Origin of the sequence: Tabrizicola sp. M-4 (assembly GCF_051132405.1) — a bacterium.
Classification (GTDB): domain Bacteria; phylum Pseudomonadota; class Alphaproteobacteria; order Rhodobacterales; family Rhodobacteraceae; genus Paragemmobacter.
The window spans coordinates 1,032,449-1,050,961 of sequence record NZ_CP128606.1 but is presented as its reverse complement, the minus strand read 5'-3'; the positions used below and the strand labels follow the sequence as shown (position 1 = coordinate 1,050,961).

Below are 18,513 nucleotides of genomic sequence, written 5' to 3'. Positions count from 1 at the left end.
AGGAGCGCCCCGATGCCCGACATGGTCTTCCGCTTTCCCGCCCCCGGCCCCGAACCCCTGCTGACCGATCTCGACGGCTGGGCGAAGGTCGAGGGCACCCCCACCATGAAGACATGGGTGCAGCACACCTCCATCGACGGCAGCGTCATCAGCGGCACATGGGAAGCGACCCCCGGCACCTGGCATGCCACCTACAAATTCTACGAATTCGTCCACCTGATCGACGGCCAGATCACCATCACCCCCGACGGCGGCGCCCCCGTCACGCTCCGCCCCGGCGACGGCTTCGTGGTGGAGCCCGGTTTCGCGGGGACGTGGAAGATCGAAGAACCGGTCCGCAAGCATTTCTGCATCAAGCTGAAATAGCCTCGTTCCGGCGGGCGGGCCTCCAGCTTGGGATCGGCCTTCGCGGCGGCCCAAGCCCCCTGTCAGGCGACCGCCGCGCGGTAGACATCCACCGTCCCCCTCACATGCGCCTCCAGCGTCAGGTCCGCCAGAACCTTGCGCCGCCCGTTCTCTGCCACACGGGCGCGCCCTGCCGGATCATCAAGGACGCTGATCGCCTTTGCGACGAAATCCTCGACCGCAACATCGCAACCATATCCGGTGACCCCGTCAACGATCGTCTCATGAAAGCCGCCGGTCCGCGTGCGCAGCACAGGGCAGCCGCTGGCGATGGCCTCGATGGCCACCAGACCGAACCCCTCATGCAGGCTGGGCATGACCAGAAGATCGGCCGCCTGATAGGCGGCAACGGGATCGCGGAAATCGAGGATGGAAATCCGGTCCGTCAGGCCGAGTTGCGACACCATCGCGGCCATCGGGTCCCGCAATTCCCCGTCCCCAATCATGACGAAGCGCACGTCGTCATTCCCGCGCGACCGAAGCGCATCCGCAAGTTTCACCACGGCCTCCGGCTGCTTTTCCGGGTGGAAACGGCCCACATAAAGAACCAGCGTCTGCCCCGGCCCGATCCCAAGATCGGCGCGCAAACGCTCACGACGTGCCGGATCTGCCGGGGCGAAGCGCGCGACATCGACGCCATTCAGCACGGTGAAGATCCTGTCATCCGCGAGGCCCAATTCCTGCCGACAATAGGCGCGTGTGGCATCGTTCAGGACGATGACCTTGCGCCCCATCGGGGACAGCAGTCTTCGGAGCGGCCCCTTGTCAACGATGCCGACGCTTTGGGTGAAGGTGCTGCTATGGAGCGTAAACACATCCGGATAGCGCCCGGTCAGCGTGCTTGCCATGGAGCCGCTGCGCCCATGGGTATGGATGATGTCGGGCCGAAACGACCGCAGCACGCGCGCCAGACCCATGGCCTGCGACGGCAGGGCATTAGCCCCGCTGACCCAATTCTGCAGAAAGACCTCTACCCCGGAACCGTCAAGACGATTGAGCACCTCACCGCCGTTGCAGACAAGGCCGACCTCATGCCCGTCTTGGGCAAGACCACGGCACAGGTCTGCAATCGCCACGGCGACGCCCCCCCTGTAGGCGGTCGGACCATATTGAAGAATGCGCAGCTTCCGCATCTGATCGCCCCCACGAACCAGATCGAAACAAGTTGCCAAAAACCGTGACAGGTTGAGCGAAAGCGGTCAACACAATCTAGGGTAACTTTTCCGACCAAAGTCGGAAAACAGCTGCAAATCTGCAGATATTTGCTCCGAACTCGGCGCAATCGCGCATGCAGGGGATGAATTGGCGATCCCGGGAGGATTCGAACCCCCGACCCGCCGCTTAGAAGGCGGCTGCTCTATCCAACTGAGCTACGGGACCGTCGCCCCCTTTTGGCCGACAGCGCCCTGTCAGGCAAGGGGGTCAGAGCGCCTTGGTCATGAAGACGGAATTCGGATCATCCCAATACCCCTCGAAGGGCGGGCATTCGGTGAAACCGGCCTTGGCATACAAGGCGCGCGCCGCGATGAAGGTGGGCTGCACCCCCGTCTCAAGGCTCAGGCGGCGATAGCCGGTGGCCTTCGCCTCATCCAGCAGATGCTGAAGCATCCGGCGCGACAGTCCGCGCCCCCGCAGCTCGGCCAGAACATGCATCGACTTGATCTCGGCATGGCCATCATCGATGCGCTTGAAGGCCCCCATCCCCACCGGCACACCCACATCGCGCATCACGAAGAAGCGCACCTCGGGAATGGCCAGTTCCGACGCATCCATCATATGGATCGACTCGGGCGGCGTATCGGCATGCATATCCGCCGTGTGCCGTTCGAACAGAAGCCGCAGGTCGGCCCCCGTCGGGCTTTCCTCGGTGATGGTGATGTCCATCAATGGGTCCAAGCGCCGCGGCGGTCGGTCGCGAAATTCTCGCCATAGCCGCGCGGGCGGATCACCGGCTTGCGCTCTTTCGGTTCGATCACGTCGAATTCGATCCCCTTCGACGTCGCATAGGCCTCTGCCGCCTCGCGCGTGTCGAAGCGCAGCTTCACCTGCGCCTGCGTGTCGTCGCTGGAGGTCCAGCCCATCAGAGGGTCCACCTCGCGCGCCGAGGCGGGCGCGAATTCCAGAACCCAACCCTTGGCCTTGGCCGTGCCGGACTGCATCGCGGTCTTGGCGGGCTGATAGATGCGGGCGCGCATGGGAACCTCCTGTTCGTGCAGGGGTGTTTTGGCGAAAAGACGGGCGGGATGCAAGCGGCAGGATGCCCCATCCCCTGCGGGAAAAGGGACTGCCGACCGGTCACGGGGAGTGTGGGTGGGGTGTGTGCGACCGGCCGACAGCCTTGCTGCTTGCCCTGAAAGCATCTCGCGATTCCGCATGAAATGCAACCTTGGGATGCGGCATTTTCTACAAAACTCCGGAAAATTGTTCCCGAAAACTTCACCCTTTCGCAATCTCCCTTGCCGCCTGCTTGCAGAAGAACAAAAACAGATCAAATCTGGCAGGCCAGCCCGGCCGCGAGGGAATCACGATGCCCCACAACAATGCCAACGCCCTGACGGAACGCCCCGACGTCCTGACCCGGCCAAAGCTGGAGGGCGGGCGGCGCTTTGTCATGCAATCGCCCTTCAAACCGGCGGGCGACCAGCCCACAGCCATCGCCGAACTTGTGGCAGGGGTGCAGGCTGGCGAGCGGGATCAGGTCCTTCTGGGCGCCACGGGCACCGGCAAGACCTTCACCATGGCCAAGATCATTGAGGAAACACAGCGCCCCGCCATCATCCTTGCGCCCAACAAGACTCTGGCCGCGCAATTATATGGCGAATTCAAGGGCTTCTTCCCCGACAACGCGGTGGAATACTTCGTTTCCTACTACGACTACTATCAACCCGAGGCCTACGTGCCGCGCTCGGACACCTATATCGAGAAGGAATCCCAGATCAACGAACAGATCGACCGGATGCGCCACTCGGCCACGCGGGCGCTGCTGGAACGGGATGACGTGATCATCGTGGCCTCCGTCTCCTGCATCTACGGCATCGGGTCGGTGGAAACCTATTCCGCCATGACGCAAGACCTGATCACGGGGCAGATGTATGACCAGCGCAAGGTCATGGCGGAACTCGTGGCGCAGCAATACCGCCGCAACGATCAGGCCTTCGCGCGGGGATCGTTCCGCGTGCGCGGCGACAGTCTGGAGGTCTGGCCCGCTCACCTTGAGGACCGCGCATGGCGGTTTTCCTTCTTTGGCGAGGAGTTGGAGGCCATCACCGAATTCGACCCGCTGACAGGCGCAAAGACCGACACCTTCCAGCAGATCCGCATCTATGCCAACAGCCACTACGTCACCCCCCGCCCAACGATGCAGCAGGCGATCAAGGGGATAAAGGCCGAACTCACCCTCCGCCTCGACCAATTGGTGAAAGAGGGAAAACTGCTGGAAGCCCAACGCCTTGAACAGCGCACCCAGTTCGATCTGGAGATGCTGGAGGCCACCGGCGTCTGCAACGGGATCGAGAACTATTCCCGTTACCTGACGGGCCGCGCGCCGGGCGAACCGCCCCCCACGCTCTTCGAATTCATCCCCGACAATGCCATCGTCTTCGCCGATGAATCCCACGTCTCGGTGCCCCAGATCGGCGGCATGTATCGCGGCGACTATCGGCGCAAGTTCACGCTGGCCGAACACGGGTTCCGCCTGCCCTCCTGCATGGACAACCGCCCCCTGAAATTCGAGGAATGGGACGCCATGCGCCCCCAATCCGTCTTCGTCTCGGCCACGCCCGCCGCGTGGGAGTTGGAACAGACGGGCGGCGTCTTCACCGAACAGGTCATCCGCCCCACCGGCCTGATCGACCCCGAGGTGGAAATCCGTCCGGTGGAGATGCAGGTGGACGACCTGTTGTCGGAAATCCGCATCGTCGCGCAAAAGGGTCTGCGCGTGCTGGTCACCACCCTGACCAAACGCATGGCCGAAGACCTGACCGAGTATTTCCACGAACAGGGCATCCGCATCCGTTACATGCACAGCGATATCGACACCATAGAACGCATTGAAATCCTTAGGGATTTGCGGCTGGGTGCCTTTGACGTGCTGGTGGGCATCAACCTCTTGCGCGAAGGTCTGGACATCCCCGAATGCGGGCTGGTGGCCATTCTGGATGCCGACAAGGAAGGTTTCCTGCGGTCTGAAACCTCGCTCATCCAGACCATCGGGCGCGCGGCGCGCAACGCGGAAGGCCGCGTCATCATGTATGCCGACCGCATCACCGGGTCGATGGAACGCGCGATGGCCGAAACGAACCGCCGCCGCGAAAAGCAGATCGCCTACAACATCGAACACGGGATCACCCCGCAGACGGTCAAGAAGAATGTCGAGGACGTGCTGGCCGGCCTCTGGCAGGGCGATACCGACCAGTCGCGCATCACGGCCAAGGTGGACAAGCCTCTGGTCGGATCGAACCTCGCCGCCCATCTGGATGCCCTGCGCGCCCAGATGCGCAAGGCCGCCGAGAATCTTGAATTCGAAGAGGCCGCCCGCCTGCGGGACGAGGTGAAGCGGCTGGAAGCCGTGGAACTGGCCGTGGCGGATGACCCGCTCGCCCGTCAATCGGCGGTGGAAGAGGCGGCAGAGGCGGCGGTCAAGATGTCCGGCCGGTCGACCGCCGGTCGCGCGGGGCAGCGCGGCGGCAACAAGCGGCGTCGCTAGGCCGCGACCTCGGGCGCGGGCCAGTCCAGCCGGGCCGCGCCTCCCTCCACCCTGCCACGCACAAGCGTGCCGGGCCGGGCCACGCGGGGATAGGACGCCGCCCAATCGCGATAGCGGTCGTTCGATACGACCTCGCTGTCCAGTTTGTCTGCATCCTGAAGCAGCAGCGGATCGGCGGGCGATCCTTTCGGTGCAACCCGCACCTGCTTGCGCGACAGGCCGATGGCCCGCGACAGGTCGCGCGGGTTCATGTAGCGGTCCCCGACCTTGTAGCCCGCATTGGCATCGAACCAGACCAGCGGCTTCATCCCGGCACGCTGCACCTCACCCACCACGGCGGAAACGGTCGAAAGAGAGGGCATCTCATCCTGCCAGAACATGACATTCGATCCGTCGATCACCACCCAGCGCGGTTCCTGCACCACCGATGGCTTTCGGCGGCGACGACGGCGGCGGATCGGCAAGCGCGCGGCAAAGGCCGCCTGCATCCAGATCAGCAGCGCCGCCAGCGTGGTGACGGAGGCGAGAAGGAAGCCCGGCCCGGCAGGCACACCCGCCTTCGGCATGCTGAAAAGCATGGCCGAAAAACACAGGAGGAGGAGGCGGGCAGGCGTTCGCATTCTGAAAATTTCTTCGATCCTTCGGAGTCGTTCCATCATCGCCGCCGATCAAGGCCACAGGATGGCAGGTCTGGTCCATTTTCCGTCCTCATCCACAGGCCATGTCCCCCACAGTCGTGCATCCGTTGCCCCGGAAGACCCGCGCCCGGATTCGCCCAACATGGCATGAAAAACCTAAGGCTTCGTGAATGCGCCCTTTGCCAAAGCCCGCGCCCTGCCCCATATGGGAAAGAACCATCCCAGAGGCGCGCATGTCGAAACCCTTCCTCGACCCCGATCACCCGATGTTCCGCAGCGCCACCGTGCGCTGGATCACCGTGCTGGCCCCGTCGGGCTGGGCCGCGTTCGAACTTTGGCTGGGTAATCCGATGTGGGCGATTCTGTTCGCCGCGGCGGGGGGTTACGCCTTCTGGAAGCTGATCCTGCAGGGCCGCGCTCAGCCCTGAAACAGGGCCAGAACCTCATCCGCCAGCGCCGCCACCTCGGCCCGCGCCGGGGATTTCGGCCCCTCGGCCACGCCGCGCCCCTGCCCCAGCACCTCGGCAAAGGCCACGCGCGACCCAAGCCGCGCCCCGGCGATCCGGGCCTTGCCCTCGGCGGCAAGGGCCACCTCATCGGCCAGTTTCGTCCCTGATTTCCAACGGTTGAGAACGATCATCGCCGCCCGCCCCTCGCGCTGGATCAGGTCAAGGACACCATCCACGGCCCAGAGGTCCAGATGGCTGGAGGCCACAGGAATCAGCACCAGATCCGCCTCGCGCAGGGCGGGGCGCAGGTCGGCATCCACCTTGGGGGGCGTGTCGACGATCACCATGTCATTGGTTTTGCGCAGCTTTTCGCACTCATAGCTGACACCCCATGCGCTGGCGGTGGAGAAATCCATCCCCTCCACCCCCACCCCGTCGCGCCGCGCCATGAACCAGCGGCCAAGGCTGCCCTGCGGATCGGTATCCAGAAGCGCAACCCTCTGGCCACGCAAAAGGAATTCCACGGCAAGGTTCACGGCCAGCGTGGTTTTCCCGGCCCCGCCCTTCTGCTGCGCGATGGTGATGACATGGCCCATGGGACGCCCCCCGATCTGCCCTTATGCTGCATTGCAGCATGGATGCTGCGGCGCGTCAATGTGGCGGAATGGCCTGTGCCGAGGGCTGTGCCGCGAACCGTACCGCAATCTGTCAGCACGCAGCGCACGCTGGGGGCAAGGTTTCGTTAACCATGCAGATGCGGCAAGACCCCGCCGTACGGGTGGCGCAACCGAGCCCCATGCCCTAGCTTCTGCCCATACTGCAGGAAAGGACCCGCCATGCGCATGACCCGCCTCGTCCCGTTGCTCGCGCTTCTCGCGCTCCCTGCCTGCGCGCCCCTTGTGGTGGCCGGGGCCGGGGCCATCGTGGCGGATACGGTGGTGGAGGAAAGCCAGGGTGGGGACGGGCTGTTCTGAAGGCAAGGGCGGGGTCGCCCCCCCGCCCCTCCCGTGCCGTCAGCCGCCGCGGACCGCCTCCAGCACGGCGATATCGGTCACCGATCCCGGCAAGGCGCGCCTGATCTGCACCTCTTCGACCGCAAAGCCCGCCTGCCGCAACTCGACGAGGAAATCGTTTAGGTCACCGTGCAGGGCAGGGTCCTCCACCGGCTTGCGCCGATCCACGTTCCAAAGGGCAAGCGAACCGGGCTGCAGGTCGATGGTCAGCACCAGACGCCCACCCGGCGCCAGCACATCGGCGGCCCGCTGCACCACCCGGCACCGCAGCGCCGCCGTCATATGCTCCACCACGCTGACCGAATAGATCAGCCCGACAGATCCGGCAGGCAGCGGAGCCGTCGCGAAATCCTCGTTATGGCTCTGGATCGCCGGGTTCAGCGGCGCATAGTCCAGGAACCCCCATTCATTCATGTTCTCCGGCCGAGAGAGATCGCGGATCGTGTCGCTGTAATCCACCGTGATGACCCGGAACCCCCGGTCGGCCAGCAGCACGGGCAAGGGGGATACACCCGCCCCAAGATCGACGACCGGCCCGCGCGGGGCGGCACGCTCCACCCGACGCAGGATCTCGGGATATTCCCAATAGCGCGGCCTGTGCCGCGTGTAGAACCCGAAGGACCGCAGCGAGGCCTGCACGCATTCCAGCAAGGCACCTTCATCGGCGAAGGTCGAGGCATATTCCAGAACCGTAGCGGGCAAGCGCTTGCGCAATTCGCCGGCTGGAAGGGAGCGGACCTCGGCCGGAAGATGCCGCCCGGCGGGCAGCATGACCTCCGGAAACGCCACCGCCCGTGCCGCAGCACCGCCCCCGGCCTTCCGCGTGACCGCGCGACCCGGCGGGACCTGCCCCCCGCCCAGCCTGCGCGCCTTTGCGGCCGCACCGGGACCGACCCGATCCATGGCCGCAACGCAGTCGCGGAACGCGTCCATCCGGTAGAGGACGAGATGGCGCTCGGGGAAGCCCGGCACCCAATCGGGGATGCGCAGGGTTTCCGCCCCGCGCGGAAAGCCGAAGGGCGCGGCGCAAAGGTTCACCTGCCGGGCAAGGCCGGGCCGCAGGATATCGCTGTTCTTCTCGTTGACATAGCTGGTGATCAGCACCCAGTCGAAGCGCGACTTCGCCACATTCGCCAGCAGGTCGCCGATATTGCGAAAGGGCAGGTGCAACAGCAGATCGCGGCAGATCAACATATCCGCCGCCGGAAGCGCATCCTTCGTCGCATCAGCGACCGCAAAGGTCCGGCCCGCTGCGCGATACTTTTCCTCATTCGCGGCGATGATCTCCTCGACGATGTCGAGGCCGGTATAGTCGATCCCTTCAAGGTCGACCCGGCTCATCCAGTTGAAATCCCCGCAGGGCGCATCGACGACCGAGCGGATTTCCAACTCGCGGAACACACGGGCCAGCGCCGGACGCAGGTCCTCGGTATAGGCAAGGGTGGACCCCGCGCCCGAGACCGTCTCGGCGCCGCCGCCACTCCATTTCTTCAGGGAAAAGAACTTACGGATATCCTTGGCCACGGAACCACTCACCCTCTACACACAACCCGACGCGCGACACATGTCTCCCTGCGCCCCATCGGGCAAACGGCGGCAGGGCGGGCGGCAACAGCCGCCACAGGGCTGCAGTCTGCACATTCGCCTCATGCAATCAATGGCAATCGGGACTGCACGCGCGCGGGCACCCCGGCCAAGGGATCGCGCGGCGGGGGCGGGATGGGTGACGTGACGGCGTAGGGCGGGGTTCACCCCGCCTTTGGCGCGGTGCGGGGTGGCGGGGTGAACCCCGCCCTACGTTTCTTTGCAAACAGCGCCAACCCAGCTAGACTTCACGCGATATTTGTTCGTGACGAGTGCAGGCCCATGTTCGCAAAGCCCACCACGCCCCAACGGGCGCAAAGCAGATCGAACGGCGACGGCTGATCCTGAACGAAAAGTGCAAGGCGCAGAGTGGTTTCTTCTACAACCTCGGCGTCGCGGTGGTGACTGCAGGCCCCGTCGCCAACCTGATCCGCCAAGGCCCGATCTTCGACCCGCCCCTGATCATCCTGTCTTGCACCTTCGGCGCGATTTTCCATCTACTGGGTAACAACCGGCTGGATCAGATGGTGGAGTAGGTGTGATGGCGTATATGGCGATCCTTACCATGGGCGGCTTCGGGCTGGTGATTGCCATGGTCAGCCACTTCACGATGAAGCGGGAACGGCAGGCGATCATCGCCGCGCGGGCGCTGCTCGCCGAGGGGGAAAGCAGCGAGACGGCGGTGGAAGCGAAAGCCGCATCGGGCAAGGCTTCCGTGGCGGGGCTGGCCCTGTCGCGTGGCGCAAGCGCTGCCACGCTGCGACAGGCGCGGAGCGCGGCGAAGCAATATCGGCGGGTTCAGGTGAAGTGATGGCGTTGGTGTGAGCCAGGGCAAACACCACACTACGAATACCGCCCCTTGAGCCTTAACCTTCCCTATCCTTTTTCTGCTCGTCCGCCTGAGTAGTCGGAAGCGCCGGAAGCGCTGGAAACTTCTCGCGCAAAATCTCATACTGCGATCTAATTGTACCTGGCGAAATTGCTTCAGTAATTCCGATTATTGTACCCAGCGCAGCCAGAACGGCCTCCGCTCCCGGTAGTGCAATAGAGGCGATGAGGGCAGAGAAAAAGACGAATCGACCAACATAAACACCACCATTTTTAAAGGCTTCGCTTTTACGTCGCCGAAGAACTTCTTTCCTTGACGGATCATTTGTAAAAATGTCGGCGTCATTGAGGTCCCGTATTTCATTTGCAATGTCCCGAAGAATCGTAGGGATCGTCGGATCGATAAGCTTTCCTCCTTGGGGATCCTTGGCCTCGTCCATCAACTCGGCAACATTCCGGAACTCTGCGCCGTCGCTAGCACTAACAACGTCCTTCACCTGTGCTCCATCGACCTCTTGCGCTTTTGCTAGAGCCTCTTTGAAATAAAGGCGCATAAGTTCAAGGTGATCGCGGTTAAAGCCGTCAATAGCCTCTGAATCCCACGAGTTAAGCGCACCACGAACGTCCTCGCTGTTCGTCATGCGCGATAGGATCGCACCAAGTCTGTTCAGGAGACGCGGATTTGGTCGATCTTTCGCACATTCCGCCCTGTAGTTTTGCAGAAACGAAATAAACTTTGCCTCATTTAAATTCGATCCAGAGGCTACAGACTCACAAATAATTCGAGCCTGCTCTGCTAGTGACTTTATCAGATCGGTCCGATCCTGCGTTATCTCATCAATCGAGTCAGCAACGAAATCTCCGGCGAAGGGAATTGGGACAATCTGGTTTCGATCAGAGTCAAAATCGAAGTCCGTAAGTGCCGCACGGAGAATGGAATGGCGAAGGCTACGCTCTGTTCCTACAATATCAACAGTAGAGTGAGGTTTGTTGTGCGCCAAACCTTTTGCTATCTGATTCTGGGTTCTGACAGCTGCGTCTCGAAGGCGCGTGCGGTAGTAGCGATTTGGAACGGTGTAGCCTCGTTCCCAATTTCCAATTGTTGTTTGGGTTACACCGACCAAGTCAGCCCAGTGCGCTTGGGACCCTGTTTGTCGACGAATCCGGTTGAACAGGTGCTGATTAAACCTAGGGTCAGGACCCATTGATCATCCGCTTGCGGCGTGATTCAGGCTCCGCAAGGAGACTGACCAATGAGCAACCTTTTCTGGCTGACCGAGGCGCAAATGGCGCGGCTTCAGCCCTTCTTCCCCAAGAGCCATGGCAAGCCTCGCGTCGATGACCGGCGCGTGCTGAGCGGCATAATCTTCATCAATCGCAATGGTTTGAGGTGGTGCGATGCACCCCGGGAGTATGGTCCGCCGAAGACCCTCTACAACCGTTGGAAACGGTGGAGTGACAAGGGAGTGTTCGCCCGGATGATGGATGGTCTGGCCTCTGAGGCCGCTGCACCAAAGACGGTGATGATCGATGCGACCTACCTGAAGGCGCACCGCACGGCGACGAGCCTGCGGTCGAAAAAGGGGGACCCAACGACCACAGGGGCCGCCTGATCGGCCGAACCAAGGGCGGCATGAACACCAAGTTGCATGCCGTCACCGACGCTGAGGGTCGCCCGCTCCGGTTCTTCATCACGGCAGGTCAGGCCAGCGATTACACAGGCGCGGCCGCGCTTCTGAACAGCCTGCCTCCAGCGGACTGGCTCTTGGCCGACCGGGGCTATGACGCCGATTGGTTCAGAGATGCGTTGAAAGACAAAGGGATAAAGCCCTGCATCCCGGGCCGGAAGTCGCGTGGCAGGCCCGTCAAACACGACAAGCGACGCTACAGACGCCGCAACCGGATCGAGATCATGTTCGGGCGACTGAAGGACTGGCGACGCGTAGCTACCCGCTACGATAGGTGCCCCAAAGTCTTCCTCTCCGCCGTCGCCCTCGCTGCAACCGTCATGTTCTGGTTATGATCAGAGAACGAGTCCTGACCCTAGGCAAGACGCTTTCGGCAAAAGCGTCTATGTCTGCCAAAAGGTCTCTAAAGTCGTCCAGCTTGTTCTTTGAAAACAGACCTTCTCCGCTCACTTTGCCACCTGCGATATAACGTCAAACTAAGTTAGCTTGCGTTGTTGCGAACGGGTTTACAACCGCCTCAATCATCCATCTTCAACGCCGAAATAAACGCCTCCTGCGGGATCTCCACCTTGCCGAACTGGCGCATCCGCTTTTTCCCGGCCTTCTGCTTGTCCAACAGTTTCCGCTTCCGCGTCGCGTCGCCGCCATAGCACTTGGCCGTCACGTCCTTGCGCATCGCGCTCAACGTCTCGCGCGCGATGACGCGGCCGCCGATGGCCGCCTGGATCGGGATCTTGAACATGTGGCGGGGGATCAGCTCCTTCAGCTTTTCCACCATCGCGCGGCCCCGCATCTCGGCCCGGTCGCGGTGGACCATCATGGAAAGCGCGTCCACCGGCTCCTCGTTCACGAGGATGGACATCTTGACCAGATGATCCTCGCGATATTCGGAAATCTGGTAGTCGAAGCTCGCATAGCCCTTGGTCACCGATTTCAGCCGGTCGTAGAAGTCGAAGACCACCTCGGCCAGCGGCAGGTCATATTCCACCATGGCGCGGTTGCCCGCATAGGTCAGGTTCAACTGGATGCCCCGGCGGTCCTGACAGAGTTTCAGGATATCGCCCAGATATTCGTCCGGCACCATGATCGTGGCCTTGATGCGCGGCTCTTCGATATGGTCGACATAGGTCAGGTCGGGCATGTCGGCGGGGTTGTGCAGATCGCGCACCTCGCCATCCTTCATGTGCAGCTTGAACACGACCGAGGGCGCGGTGGTGATCAGGTCGAGGTCATATTCCCTCTCCAGCCGGTCACGGATCACCTCAAGGTGCAAAAGGCCGAGGAAGCCGCAGCGGAAGCCGAAGCCCAGCGCGGCAGAGGTTTCCATCTCATAGCTGAAAGACGCGTCGTTCAGCGCCAGCTTCTCGATGGCATCGCGCAGCGCCTCGAAATCATTGGCGTCCACCGGGAAAAGCCCGCAGAACACCACCGGCTGCGCGGGTTTGAACCCCGGCAGCGGCGTGTCGCACCCTTTGCGTTCATGGGTGATGGTGTCGCCCACCCGTGTGTCGCGGACCTGCTTGATGGAGGCGGTAAGAACGCCAATCTCCCCCGGCCCCAGTTCGGCGATGTCCACCATCTGGGGTTTCAGCACGGCCAGCTTGTCGATGCCATAGACCGCGCCGGTCTGCATCATCTTCACGCGGTCGCCCTTGCGGATGACGCCGTCCATGACGCGGATCATGACGACGACGCCCAGATAGGCGTCATACCAACTGTCCACCAGCATCGCCTTCAGCGGCGCGTCGCGGTCGCCCTGCGGCGCGGGCAGGCGATGCACGATCGCCTCCAACACATCCGGTATCCCCAGCCCGGTCTTGGCGGAAATCGGGATGGCGTCACTGGCATCCAGCCCGATCACATCCTCGATATTCTCCTTCACCCGGTCGGGGTCGGCGGCGGGCAGGTCGATCTTGTTCAGCACGGGCACGATCTCGTGGCCCGCGTCGATGGCTTGGTACACGTTCGCCAGCGTCTGCGCCTCCACCCCCTGCGAGGCGTCCACCACCAGCAGCGACCCTTCGACGGCGCGCATGGACCGGCTGACCTCATAGGCGAAGTCGACATGTCCGGGCGTGTCGATCAGGTTCAGGATATAGGTGTTCCCATCCTTGGCAGGATATTCGATCCGCACCGTGTTCGCCTTGATGGTGATCCCGCGTTCGCGTTCGATATCCATGCTGTCCAGCATCTGCGCCTTCATGTCGCGCGCAGCCACCGTCCCGGTCATCTGGATGAGCCGGTCGGCGAGGGTGGATTTGCCGTGGTCGATATGGGCCACGATGGAGAAATTGCGGATACGGTCAAGCTGGGTCATGGCGGGGCATATAGCCTTTCCCACAAGGGTCGGAAAGCCCCCGAAAAGCGCCGCGATGCCCCTTCGTCTCGGCCCAAATACCCATGCGCCGCAAACCACCCCCGCGCACCCGCCGAAAGCCGGGGAAAGGCGGCCTCCCCACCATCGCCCCGGCCCCCGCGACCGCCTCAGCCGCCACGCCGCGCGGCATGGGCATCGGCCAGCAGGCAGAGGATCTCGAACATCATCGTGGCCCCCACCAGCGCGGTATTGCCCGACGCGTCGAAGGGCGGCGCAACCTCCACCACATCCGCCCCGATCAGGTCCAGCCCCGCAAGACCCCGCACCATCGCCTGCGCCTCATGCACGGTGAAACCGCCCACTTCGGGCGTGCCGGTGCCGGGGCAGAAGGCGGGGTCGATCCCGTCCACGTCGAAGGTCAGGTAGGCGGGCCCCTGCCCCACCACCCGCCGCGCCGTCTCGATCACGCCGGGAATGCCCAGACGGTAGACATCTTCGATATAGAGCGTCGTCACCCCGGCCTCCTTGGCGAAATCCGTCCCGTCCGGGGCATAGCGCGTGCCGCGTATCCCGATCTGCACGCAGCGCTTCGGGTCGATCAGCCCCTCCTCGATCCCGCGCCGCACATGCGTGCCGTGGGTGAAGCGGTGCCCCCCGAAATAGCTGTCATTCGTATCGGAATGCGCGTCGAACTGGATCAGCCCCACCGGGCCCTCCTTGGCCAGCGCGCGCAGGATGGGCAGGGTGATCAGATGATCGCCGCCAGCCGTCAGGGGCACCGCACCCGCCGCATGCAGCCCCGCATAATGCGCCGTGATCAGGCCCAGCGCCTCGCCCAAGTCGATGGGGTTCATCGGGGCGTCGCCAAGGTCCGCCACCCGTGCCACCTCATAGGGCGAACGCCGCGTCACATGGTGATAGGGCCGGATGAACATGCTCGCCTCGCGCAGCGCGCGGGGGCCGTGGCGCGTGCCTGCCCGGTTCGTCGTGCCACCGTCATAGGGCAGGCCAAGAAGCGCGACATCCACCGCCGCCGGATCGGCCAGCATCGGCAGGCGGAAGAAACTGACCGGCCCCGCATAGCGCGGCAGATGCGACGAAGAGGCCGGCCAATAGGTTTCCTGCATCATCCGCCCTCCCCCGCATCACCGCCGTGCCGCATCCTTCCCCAAGCCCCACCACCGGGCAAGCCCTGCCCCCGGCCCGACCCAGCGATTTGTGATCGCCGCCCTGCCTTCGGACGGATTGAAAAACCACCCCGCATCGGCATACTGCGGCGCAGAACATGACTGCGGGCCACCGGCCACGCGGCAAGAGGCAGAGACGATGAAACGCATCCTTCACGGCGCGGTGCTGGCCGCGCTTCTTCTTCCTGCGATCCCTGCACCGGTCCTTGCAGGCCCGATCGAACGCGCCTGCCTGCGGTCGGACCGCGATGCCGCCAACCGCAGGCTCTGCGCCTGCATCCAGCAGGTCGCCGACATGACGCTGCGCGGATCGGACCAGCGCCGCGCGGCGGGCTTCTTCTCCGATCCGGACCGCGCGCATGAGACATGGCTGTCGCAACGCGCCAATGACGACGCCTTCTGGGAGCGCTACAAGAATTTCGGCGCCACGGCCGAGGCCTATTGCGCCGGCTGATGCCCTAACGCCTCAGCGCCGCGATCAACCCGCGCGACGCGTCCTCGACCATGTCCAGAACGCGCTCATATTCGCCGGTGTACCACGGGTCCGGCACCTCTTCGCCATGCTGCGGGGCATGGGTCAGGAAAAGCTCCGGCTCCACCCCGCCCACGGGGCGCAGGGACCGCACATCGCGCAGATTGGCGCTATCCATCACCACGATCCTGTCAAAGCGCGTGAAATCCGCCGCAACGATCTGCCGCGCGCGCAAGCCGGTCAGGTCATAGCCCCGCCGACGCGCCGCGACGACCGCCGGGGGATTCGGCGGCTCTCCCGCATGCCAGCCCCCAGTGCCGCAACTGTCCACCTCGACCGCCAGACCCGCCTCTGCCGCCAGCGCGCGAAAGACGCCCTCGGCGGTGGGGGAACGGCAGATGTTGCCAAGGCAGACGAAAAGGATGCGATGCGTCATGCCTGTAAGGGTGCCAAGGCCCGCAGGCCTTGGCAAGCCGGACCGATCCGGGGCGTCAGCCACCCGACCCGTGGCTCATCTGGCCATGATCATGGCCATCGCCATGCCCCGCGCCATGCCCGGAGTGATCCATCATCCCCGCGCCCGGCTTGCGGGCGTTGTCGACCACGGCCTCCACCGTCACCTCGCCCGCCTGTTCGAAGGTCAGAGTCAGCGGGAAGGTGTCGCCATCCTTCAGAACCTGCGTCAGGCCCAGCAGCATGACGTGATCCCCCCCGCGGGCGAGTTCGTGCATCTCTCCCGCCGGAAGGGCGATGCCGCCCTCGATCTGGACCATCTGCATGACGCCATCGGCGTTTTCGACATGGGTGTGCAGTTCCACCTTCTGCGCCACCGGGGCCGATGCGGCCACCAGACGGTCGTCGGTCGCGGTGTTGTTGTGGATCATGAAAAAGACGGCGCCGGAGCCGCCCTCCTGCCCGTTCGAGCGGGCATAGACGTCATGGACATGCATCCCCTCGGGATGTTCCTCGGCGGCGGCGGACAGGGGAAGGGCAAGCGAAAGGACAGCCGCCACGGCGGCAAAGCTCATGCGAAAGGTCATCGGACCACTCCTGAATCTGTTATGCGGATCGTGTCTCGGTCAGCGTCGGTCGCGGGGCCATGTCGGGCCGCGCGATCAGAGGCGGGCCGGGGGTCCACGCGCGCCCGGTTCGATCTCGGGCGCGGTCAGGTGAATTGTAAAGGGCGGCATCGGCTGCGCCTCGCCCCGTGTGAGGGGGCGCAGCGGCAGGGGAGGTGATGCCGGAAGGTCGGCCGTGGCGGCAAGGCAGTCGGGGCAATGATGATCCGTCACCACCGGATTGCCGAAGGCATCCAGCGTGATCACCTGCTCCACCCCCGGCGTGCCGCAGAGGACGATCTGCTGCGCCCCGGCCGATTGCATATGCGCCACCGCCGACGTGACCGAGGTCAGCGTCAGGCACAGCACCAGCAGGACATAGGCAAGGGCACGCAGCATGCCCTGCATCTAGAAGCGCTGCGGGGAAAAGAAAAGGGGGCGGAACGTCGCTCCCCGCCCCTGACCGCAAAAGCGAAAGGCCCCGCCGCGATCCGCGACGGGGCCATGATCCGCAAGGATCGCCGGATCAGGCGGCAGCCTGAGCCTTGGCGATGTCCTTCTTGATCTTCAGCGCGTTGGCCGACAGTTCGTCATCCTTCGCCTTGGCGAGGAAGGCATCCAGCCCGCCGCGGTGATCGACGCTCCGCAGGGCGGCAGCCGAGATGCGCAGCTTGAAGGACTGGCCCAGCACGTCCGAGATCAGCGTGACTTCGTTCAGGTTCGGCAGAAAGCGGCGACGCGACTTGTTGTTCGCGTGGCTCACGGTATTGCCGGTCATCGGGCCCTTGCCCGTCAGTTCGCAGACGCGCGACATCGTCTTGTTCCTTCGTGTGTCAACGGGACATGTGGCCCGAGTCACCCCGGGCGTCCGAATTCGATTGGGGGCGTGTAAGGGCAAAGCCCGCCCGCGTCAAGCGACCCTTGGGCGCAACCGCCGCGTCGGGGCGGGATTTTTCGCAGAAAAATCGTGCCCCGGCAGGACGATTTTTCTGCGAAAAATCGGCGGCCCGCGGCGCGGGCCTGCACCGCCCATCCGAAGCGGACCGATTCCCGTTCACCGCAGCGCGCCCAGCAGGCGCGCCGCCGCCGCCTCCGGCGTCAGGTGACCCGCCATCACCTCCTGCCCCAGCCCCTGCAGCATCCCGCGCGCCGGTTCCCGATCCAGCACCGCGAGCAGCCCCTGCCGCACCTCCTCCTCGAACCAGTGCCGCGCCTGCGCCGCGCGGCGGGCCTCCCAATGCCCCTGCGCGCGCCGCCACTCCGCCAGCGCCGTCATCTCCTCCCAGGCCACCCCCAGCCCCTCGGTCGCAAGCGCCGAGACGCACATCGCCTTGGGAAACCCCTCCGGGTCCTGCGGGCGGCGGCGCAGAAGGCGCAGCGCGCCCGCATAATCCGCCATGGTCCGCAGCGCGGCGGGTTTCAGGTCGCCATCCGCCTTGTTCACGAGGATCAGGTCCGCCATCTCCATGATGCCGCGCTTGACCCCCTGCAACTCGTCCCCGCCCGCAGGGGCCAGCAGCAGCAGGAACAGATCGCACAGCTCCGCCACCACCGTCTCGGACTGGCCCACTCCCACCGTCTCGATCAGCACCAGATCGAACCCCGCAGCCTCGCAGAGCGCCACCGCCTCCCGCGTGCGCCGCGCCACGCCGCCCATCTGGGCCTGACTGGGCGAGGGGCGGATGAAGGCACGCGGATCGCGCGACAATTGCTCCATCCGCGTCTTGTCGCCAAGGATCGACCCGCCGGAACGGGCCGAGGACGGGTCCACCGCCAGCACCGCCACCCGCTTCCCCTGCGCGGTCAGCATCAGGCCGAAGCTTTCGATGAAGGTGGATTTCCCCACCCCCGGCGTCCCCGAAAGGCCAAGGCGCAGCGCCTGCCGCCCCCGCGCGGGGCTGCCTTCGGCGCGCAGCCGCGCCAGCAGGTCCAGAGCCTGCGCCCGGTGGTCGGCGCGACCGCTTTCCACCAGCGTGATGGCACGGGCCAGCGCGCGGCGCTCGCCCGCCGCCACCCCCTCGGCCAGCGCCGCCACATCCGTTTCCCGTGCCGTCATGTCCGTCTCCGGTCGCTTTGTCCCTGTCTAGCCCGACAGGGCCGCCGGATGCCAGAGCGGGCTGGCCACGCGGGCGCCCCCCGTCGCGCCCGGCTTGCCCATCCCCCCACCTG

Annotated in this window: 22 protein-coding genes and 1 tRNA gene; 8 read left to right on the top strand and 15 right to left on the bottom strand. The window is 64.4% G+C overall.

The window, feature by feature from the left end:
- Window positions 1–12 precede the first annotated feature (12 nt).
- Window positions 13–366, top strand: a complete 354-nt coding sequence (locus tag TabM4_RS05075) for a cupin domain-containing protein (RefSeq protein WP_434619354.1) — start codon at window positions 13–15, stop codon at window positions 364–366.
- Between the two features lie 62 nt (window positions 367–428).
- On the opposite strand, the gene TabM4_RS05070 is transcribed toward TabM4_RS05075, so the two are convergent.
- The 4 genes from TabM4_RS05070 to TabM4_RS05055 form a co-directional block, all read right to left on the bottom strand.
- A complete protein-coding gene (locus TabM4_RS05070; RefSeq protein ID WP_434619351.1) occupies window positions 429–1,538 on the bottom strand; it encodes a glycosyltransferase family 4 protein in 1,110 nt (369 codons plus the stop codon).
- Between the two features lie 170 nt (window positions 1,539–1,708).
- Window positions 1,709–1,785, bottom strand: a tRNA-Arg gene (locus tag TabM4_RS05065).
- A 42-nt stretch (window positions 1,786–1,827) separates the two neighbouring features.
- Window positions 1,828–2,289 (bottom strand): GNAT family N-acetyltransferase, encoded by a 462-nt coding sequence (locus tag TabM4_RS05060; RefSeq protein ID WP_434619348.1) that lies wholly within the window; start codon window positions 2,287–2,289, stop codon window positions 1,828–1,830.
- A complete protein-coding gene (locus TabM4_RS05055) occupies window positions 2,289–2,600 on the bottom strand; it encodes an ETC complex I subunit (RefSeq protein WP_434619346.1) in 312 nt (103 codons plus the stop codon). The genes TabM4_RS05060 and TabM4_RS05055 overlap by 1 nt, the downstream gene beginning before the upstream one ends.
- Before the next feature lie 332 nt (window positions 2,601–2,932).
- On the opposite strand from TabM4_RS05055, the gene uvrB reads away from it, so the two are divergent.
- Entirely contained in the window at window positions 2,933–5,110 is a 2,178-nt protein-coding gene (gene uvrB, locus TabM4_RS05050) for an excinuclease ABC subunit UvrB (RefSeq protein WP_434619343.1), read from the top strand.
- Here the strand turns inward: uvrB and TabM4_RS05045 are convergent.
- Window positions 5,107–5,730, bottom strand: a complete 624-nt coding sequence (locus TabM4_RS05045; protein WP_434619341.1) for an NYN domain-containing protein — start codon at window positions 5,728–5,730, stop codon at window positions 5,107–5,109. The genes uvrB and TabM4_RS05045 overlap by 4 nt on opposite strands.
- A 251-nt stretch (window positions 5,731–5,981) precedes the next feature.
- On the opposite strand from TabM4_RS05045, the gene TabM4_RS05040 reads away from it, so the two are divergent.
- Complete coding sequence (locus TabM4_RS05040; protein ID WP_434619338.1) at window positions 5,982–6,176, top strand: hypothetical protein; 195 nt, start codon at window positions 5,982–5,984, stop codon at window positions 6,174–6,176.
- Here the strand turns inward: TabM4_RS05040 and parA are convergent.
- Window positions 6,167–6,793 carry a ParA family partition ATPase gene (gene parA / locus TabM4_RS05035; protein WP_434619336.1) on the bottom strand — a complete coding sequence of 209 codons (627 nt, stop codon included), beginning with the start codon at window positions 6,791–6,793 and terminating at the stop codon, window positions 6,167–6,169. The two genes, TabM4_RS05040 and parA, sit on opposite strands and share 10 nt — an antisense overlap.
- 240 nt (window positions 6,794–7,033) lie before the next feature.
- Here parA and TabM4_RS05030 point away from each other — a divergent pair, with 240 nt between their 5' ends.
- Window positions 7,034–7,171, top strand: a complete 138-nt coding sequence (locus tag TabM4_RS05030; RefSeq protein WP_434619333.1) for a hypothetical protein — start codon at window positions 7,034–7,036, stop codon at window positions 7,169–7,171.
- A 39-nt stretch (window positions 7,172–7,210) separates the two neighbouring features.
- Here TabM4_RS05030 and TabM4_RS05025 read toward each other — a convergent pair whose 3' ends face one another.
- Window positions 7,211–8,734, bottom strand: coding sequence for a class I SAM-dependent methyltransferase (locus TabM4_RS05025; RefSeq protein WP_434619330.1), 1,524 nt, complete (start codon window positions 8,732–8,734; stop codon window positions 7,211–7,213).
- Between the two features lie 332 nt (window positions 8,735–9,066).
- On the opposite strand from TabM4_RS05025, the gene TabM4_RS05020 reads away from it, so the two are divergent.
- The gene (locus TabM4_RS05020) at window positions 9,067–9,330 is read left to right on the top strand and encodes a hypothetical protein (RefSeq protein WP_434619327.1); all 264 of its coding nucleotides are present in this window, start codon (window positions 9,067–9,069) and stop codon (window positions 9,328–9,330) included.
- 5 nt (window positions 9,331–9,335) lie between these two features.
- Window positions 9,336–9,605, top strand: coding sequence for a hypothetical protein (locus tag TabM4_RS05015; RefSeq protein ID WP_434619324.1), 270 nt, complete (start codon window positions 9,336–9,338; stop codon window positions 9,603–9,605).
- 55 nt (window positions 9,606–9,660) lie between these two features.
- Here the strand turns inward: TabM4_RS05015 and TabM4_RS05010 are convergent, their stop codons facing one another.
- Window positions 9,661–10,827, bottom strand: a complete 1,167-nt coding sequence (locus TabM4_RS05010; RefSeq protein ID WP_434619321.1) for a helix-turn-helix domain-containing protein — start codon at window positions 10,825–10,827, stop codon at window positions 9,661–9,663.
- A gap of 48 nt (window positions 10,828–10,875) precedes the next feature.
- Between TabM4_RS05010 and TabM4_RS05005 the strand changes: the two genes are divergently transcribed.
- Window positions 10,876–11,645 (top strand): IS5 family transposase gene (locus tag TabM4_RS05005; protein ID WP_434619319.1). Its coding sequence is split into 2 segments (ribosomal slippage): window positions 10,876–11,197 and window positions 11,197–11,645, totalling 771 coding nucleotides; the frame shifts between segments, so codons are not numbered across the junction.
- Between the two features lie 182 nt (window positions 11,646–11,827).
- Here the strand turns inward: TabM4_RS05005 and lepA are convergent.
- A complete protein-coding gene (gene lepA, locus TabM4_RS05000) occupies window positions 11,828–13,627 on the bottom strand; it encodes a translation elongation factor 4 (protein ID WP_434619316.1) in 1,800 nt (599 codons plus the stop codon).
- Between the two features lie 167 nt (window positions 13,628–13,794).
- On the bottom strand, window positions 13,795–14,757 hold the full coding sequence (gene speB / locus TabM4_RS04995; protein WP_434619313.1) for an agmatinase: 963 nt from the start codon (window positions 14,755–14,757) through the stop codon (window positions 13,795–13,797).
- A 196-nt stretch (window positions 14,758–14,953) separates the two neighbouring features.
- Between speB and TabM4_RS04990 the strand changes: the two genes are divergently transcribed.
- Window positions 14,954–15,268 carry a hypothetical protein gene (locus TabM4_RS04990; RefSeq protein WP_434619310.1) on the top strand — a complete coding sequence of 105 codons (315 nt, stop codon included), beginning with the start codon at window positions 14,954–14,956 and terminating at the stop codon, window positions 15,266–15,268.
- A gap of 4 nt (window positions 15,269–15,272) precedes the next feature.
- Here the strand turns inward: TabM4_RS04990 and TabM4_RS04985 are convergent, their stop codons facing one another.
- The 5 genes from TabM4_RS04985 to meaB all read right to left on the bottom strand — a co-directional run bounded on the left by TabM4_RS04985 (window position 15,273) and on the right by meaB (window position 18,400).
- Window positions 15,273–15,722 (bottom strand): low molecular weight protein-tyrosine-phosphatase, encoded by a 450-nt coding sequence (locus tag TabM4_RS04985; protein ID WP_434619307.1) that lies wholly within the window; start codon window positions 15,720–15,722, stop codon window positions 15,273–15,275.
- Window positions 15,723–15,777: 55 nt separating this feature from the next.
- Window positions 15,778–16,326 carry a copper chaperone PCu(A)C gene (locus TabM4_RS04980; protein ID WP_434619304.1) on the bottom strand — a complete coding sequence of 183 codons (549 nt, stop codon included), beginning with the start codon at window positions 16,324–16,326 and terminating at the stop codon, window positions 15,778–15,780.
- 75 nt (window positions 16,327–16,401) lie between these two features.
- Window positions 16,402–16,743 carry a hypothetical protein gene (locus tag TabM4_RS04975; protein WP_434619302.1) on the bottom strand — a complete coding sequence of 114 codons (342 nt, stop codon included), beginning with the start codon at window positions 16,741–16,743 and terminating at the stop codon, window positions 16,402–16,404.
- 127 nt (window positions 16,744–16,870) lie between these two features.
- The gene (rpmB, locus tag TabM4_RS04970; RefSeq protein WP_434619299.1) at window positions 16,871–17,158 is read right to left on the bottom strand and encodes a 50S ribosomal protein L28; all 288 of its coding nucleotides are present in this window, start codon (window positions 17,156–17,158) and stop codon (window positions 16,871–16,873) included.
- Window positions 17,159–17,398: 240 nt separating this feature from the next.
- Complete coding sequence (meaB, locus tag TabM4_RS04965) at window positions 17,399–18,400, bottom strand: methylmalonyl Co-A mutase-associated GTPase MeaB (protein WP_434619296.1); 1,002 nt, start codon at window positions 18,398–18,400, stop codon at window positions 17,399–17,401.
- Window positions 18,401–18,513: the final 113 nt, after the last annotated feature.

Coding starts and splice junctions, on each gene's coding strand:
- TabM4_RS05045 (WP_434619341.1), bottom strand. CDS start 5,730: ATGCGAACGCCTGCCCGCCTCCTCCTCCTGTGTTTTTCGGCCATGCTT.
- TabM4_RS04980 (WP_434619304.1), bottom strand. CDS start 16,326: ATGACCTTTCGCATGAGCTTTGCCGCCGTGGCGGCTGTCCTTTCGCTT.
- TabM4_RS05040 (WP_434619338.1), top strand. CDS start 5,982: ATGTCGAAACCCTTCCTCGACCCCGATCACCCGATGTTCCGCAGCGCC.
- speB (WP_434619313.1), bottom strand. CDS start 14,757: ATGATGCAGGAAACCTATTGGCCGGCCTCTTCGTCGCATCTGCCGCGC.
- rpmB (WP_434619299.1), bottom strand. CDS start 17,158: ATGTCGCGCGTCTGCGAACTGACGGGCAAGGGCCCGATGACCGGCAAT.
- lepA (WP_434619316.1), bottom strand. CDS start 13,627: ATGACCCAGCTTGACCGTATCCGCAATTTCTCCATCGTGGCCCATATC.
- TabM4_RS05060 (WP_434619348.1), bottom strand. CDS start 2,289: ATGGACATCACCATCACCGAGGAAAGCCCGACGGGGGCCGACCTGCGG.
- TabM4_RS04990 (WP_434619310.1), top strand. CDS start 14,954: ATGAAACGCATCCTTCACGGCGCGGTGCTGGCCGCGCTTCTTCTTCCT.
- TabM4_RS04985 (WP_434619307.1), bottom strand. CDS start 15,722: ATGACGCATCGCATCCTTTTCGTCTGCCTTGGCAACATCTGCCGTTCC.
- TabM4_RS05075 (WP_434619354.1), top strand. CDS start 13: ATGCCCGACATGGTCTTCCGCTTTCCCGCCCCCGGCCCCGAACCCCTG.
- meaB (WP_434619296.1), bottom strand. CDS start 18,400: ATGACGGCACGGGAAACGGATGTGGCGGCGCTGGCCGAGGGGGTGGCG.
- TabM4_RS05015 (WP_434619324.1), top strand. CDS start 9,336: ATGGCGTATATGGCGATCCTTACCATGGGCGGCTTCGGGCTGGTGATT.
- parA (WP_434619336.1), bottom strand. CDS start 6,793: ATGGGCCATGTCATCACCATCGCGCAGCAGAAGGGCGGGGCCGGGAAA.
- TabM4_RS05070 (WP_434619351.1), bottom strand. CDS start 1,538: ATGCGGAAGCTGCGCATTCTTCAATATGGTCCGACCGCCTACAGGGGG.
- uvrB (WP_434619343.1), top strand. CDS start 2,933: ATGCCCCACAACAATGCCAACGCCCTGACGGAACGCCCCGACGTCCTG.
- TabM4_RS05030 (WP_434619333.1), top strand. CDS start 7,034: ATGCGCATGACCCGCCTCGTCCCGTTGCTCGCGCTTCTCGCGCTCCCT.
- TabM4_RS04975 (WP_434619302.1), bottom strand. CDS start 16,743: ATGCTGCGTGCCCTTGCCTATGTCCTGCTGGTGCTGTGCCTGACGCTG.
- TabM4_RS05055 (WP_434619346.1), bottom strand. CDS start 2,600: ATGCGCGCCCGCATCTATCAGCCCGCCAAGACCGCGATGCAGTCCGGC.
- TabM4_RS05010 (WP_434619321.1), bottom strand. CDS start 10,827: ATGGGTCCTGACCCTAGGTTTAATCAGCACCTGTTCAACCGGATTCGT.